The organism is Microcystis sp. LE19-41.2A, assembly GCF_027530405.1.
In the GTDB taxonomy this organism is placed as follows: domain Bacteria; phylum Cyanobacteriota; class Cyanobacteriia; order Cyanobacteriales; family Microcystaceae; genus Microcystis; species Microcystis aeruginosa.
Window position 1 is genome coordinate 1 of the sequence record NZ_JAPZQJ010000392.1, and the last position, 2,098, is coordinate 2,098.

At 40.5% G+C, this 2,098-nt stretch carries 4 protein-coding genes and 1 pseudogene; 1 reads left to right on the plus strand and 4 read right to left on the minus strand.

Annotated elements, in window-relative coordinates:
• Nucleotides 1–139 precede the first annotated feature (139 nt).
• A pseudogene (locus O9290_RS15950) lies at nt 140–283 on the plus strand (transposase); the annotation flags it as partial.
• On the opposite strand, the gene O9290_RS15955 reads toward O9290_RS15950, so the two are convergent.
• The 4 genes from O9290_RS15955 to O9290_RS15970 form a co-directional block, all read right to left on the minus strand.
• Complete coding sequence (locus O9290_RS15955) at nt 217–450, minus strand: hypothetical protein (protein WP_052588157.1); 234 nt, start codon at nt 448–450, stop codon at nt 217–219. The pseudogene O9290_RS15950 and the gene O9290_RS15955 overlap by 67 nt on opposite strands.
• Before the next feature lie 89 nt (nt 451–539).
• Nucleotides 540–758 (minus strand): type II toxin-antitoxin system HicA family toxin, encoded by a 219-nt coding sequence (locus O9290_RS15960; RefSeq protein ID WP_002764516.1) that lies wholly within the window; start codon nt 756–758, stop codon nt 540–542.
• 19 nt (nt 759–777) lie between these two features.
• Nucleotides 778–1,020, minus strand: a complete 243-nt coding sequence (locus tag O9290_RS15965; protein ID WP_288028122.1) for a type II toxin-antitoxin system HicB family antitoxin — start codon at nt 1,018–1,020, stop codon at nt 778–780.
• A 198-nt stretch (nt 1,021–1,218) separates the two neighbouring features.
• Nucleotides 1,219–1,863 (minus strand): DUF3782 domain-containing protein, encoded by a 645-nt coding sequence (locus O9290_RS15970; RefSeq protein ID WP_185239032.1) that lies wholly within the window; start codon nt 1,861–1,863, stop codon nt 1,219–1,221.
• Between the last annotated feature and the right edge of the window lie 235 nt (nt 1,864–2,098).

Below are 2,098 nucleotides of genomic sequence, written 5' to 3' on the forward strand. Positions count from 1 at the left end.
ACTTTCAAAAACCTTGCATTATCCTTCTTGTAGTACATCGCTTGGTACAAAAAACAAGGGCAACAAAGCCTGAAACGACCGGCTCCTGACGACCGGCTACTGACTCCTACCCCCAGGAAAAACTTTTTCAGCAGACCCTAGTTATTTTGAGCGAAGGACAACGAATGGGGTGGTCGAGGGAATCAACAATAAACTTAAACTAATAAAACGGAGAGGCTATGGCTTGAGAAACTTTCGGAATTTTTGGGTTAGAAGTATGTTGTCTTGGCATCTTGTCTGTTGATTTAGCGTAAAGGGTAACGAAGAGCCTGATAAACTAGGGGCATGATGTTTCGCTGTTAGCGCAATTATATCTTGAAAAAAACCTTCTAATTCAGATAAGCTTAACTGTTCGACGGCTTCTAGTAAGTCTTCTTTAGATAGTTGGGCTTGAATTTTTATGGTAGGCATTTTCTATGACCTGTTTCATGAAGATCGTCTCTTATTATGTATGATACCCATTATTTCACCCCCATCTAGGGGAATGGCATAAGTTCTAGTTACAATTTCTCCCATTCATCTTTAGAAATTTGAGCTTGTTTTAGAATTCTACTGAGTAAATTAATACTAATATCTGACTGATGAGGATTGGGAAGACGGACTCTTAAGCCATTCTTTTCCATAAATTGGTGTCTTTTCCCTGCGTAGGGACCTTGAAATCCTGCTTTATGGAAAGCTGAAATTAAATTAGAACGAGAAATTGCACCAAAATAAGGCATGATTCAACTTAGATAAATGTTAGGCGACTAAATCTATTTTTAAAGATAAACCGTCAAATTCTGGCAATTGATGACCTAATTTAATTGCCAATAATATCCATTCTTCTAAGACTTCTAAGAGTTCCCGACGACAAGCTTCTAGGGTTTCTCCGGTTGCCCAAACTCCCGGAGCATTGGGAATGTTGCCATAAAATCCCTCATTATCCTCTAAAAATTCATAATGGGCTGTTTCCATCGCTTTATTAAGATATTCTTGGATCATAGCTTTCTTTGATTGATTATTTCGTTTTTTCCCAGTATAACATAGTAATTTATCCCTTTGAGCGATCGCTACTTCAACCGAATCGCCCGAACTCCTATTTTTCCAAGCCTTTCAGGGCAATGCTTTCAGCCAATCCTTAAAGAAAGTATTAAGAAAACGGGAAGGGGGGAAAAAAATTATGATGGGAGCATCATTCTTTTACCATAACTTAGGCTCAAAGCCAGAATCATTAATTATTTCTACTGTTTCTCCCGATGGTTTAATCACAAATAAACCTTGTTTATAGGCATAACGATCTACTCCTTCATCTATTTCTATTCCTGCCACTGCACCATAAGCTTGATAGTTCTTATAGTGGGGAAATGCTTCTTTAAATCGACTTAATTTTTCTAGAAATTCATTAACATCATCTTTCGATAAACGAGACTTACATTCGACTAAAACTACCTCGGTTTCATCGACGGCTAAAATATCAATCTCCATGGCGATTCCTTGGCGTTTTACCCTGGCGCGACTGTAGGTTTCTTTGACATCGATACCCTTCGCACGAAATAGGCGAATAACCGCAGGTTCCACTAATTCCTCGACAAATCTTCCCCAGCGAGTGGTTAAACTATCCACCGCACGACTGGTATTTGCCACTGTTTTCTCTAGCTGTGCTAAACGGCGATCGGCTTCGGCCTTGGCTTCGGCCGCCCGGCGATCGTATTCGGCTGCCCGGCGATCGGCTTCGGCCTTGGCTTCGGCCGCCCGGCGATCGTATTCTTGGCGTGATTGTTCAAACTTTTCGTTAGTTTTCTCGAAAAGTTTATAGATATCTTCGATGGTAATCGGTTGAGACATAGTTATTTACTTTAATCCTCCTTATTTTACTGATTACTATAATTGTACTACCAAATTACCAGTCATTTTTTGGACAGGTGTTAATTCACTGAAACATTCATCGGAAATTTTGGGTCTGAAACCCCGCCGTTCTAGGTTGGCTTTACGTTAGAATTAAAAGGCCAGTCTCGAAAACCAAGTGGACGGCGCAGCACCTTGAAAACTCGGCTTAGGGGGTTCCGACCAGAAAAGCTTG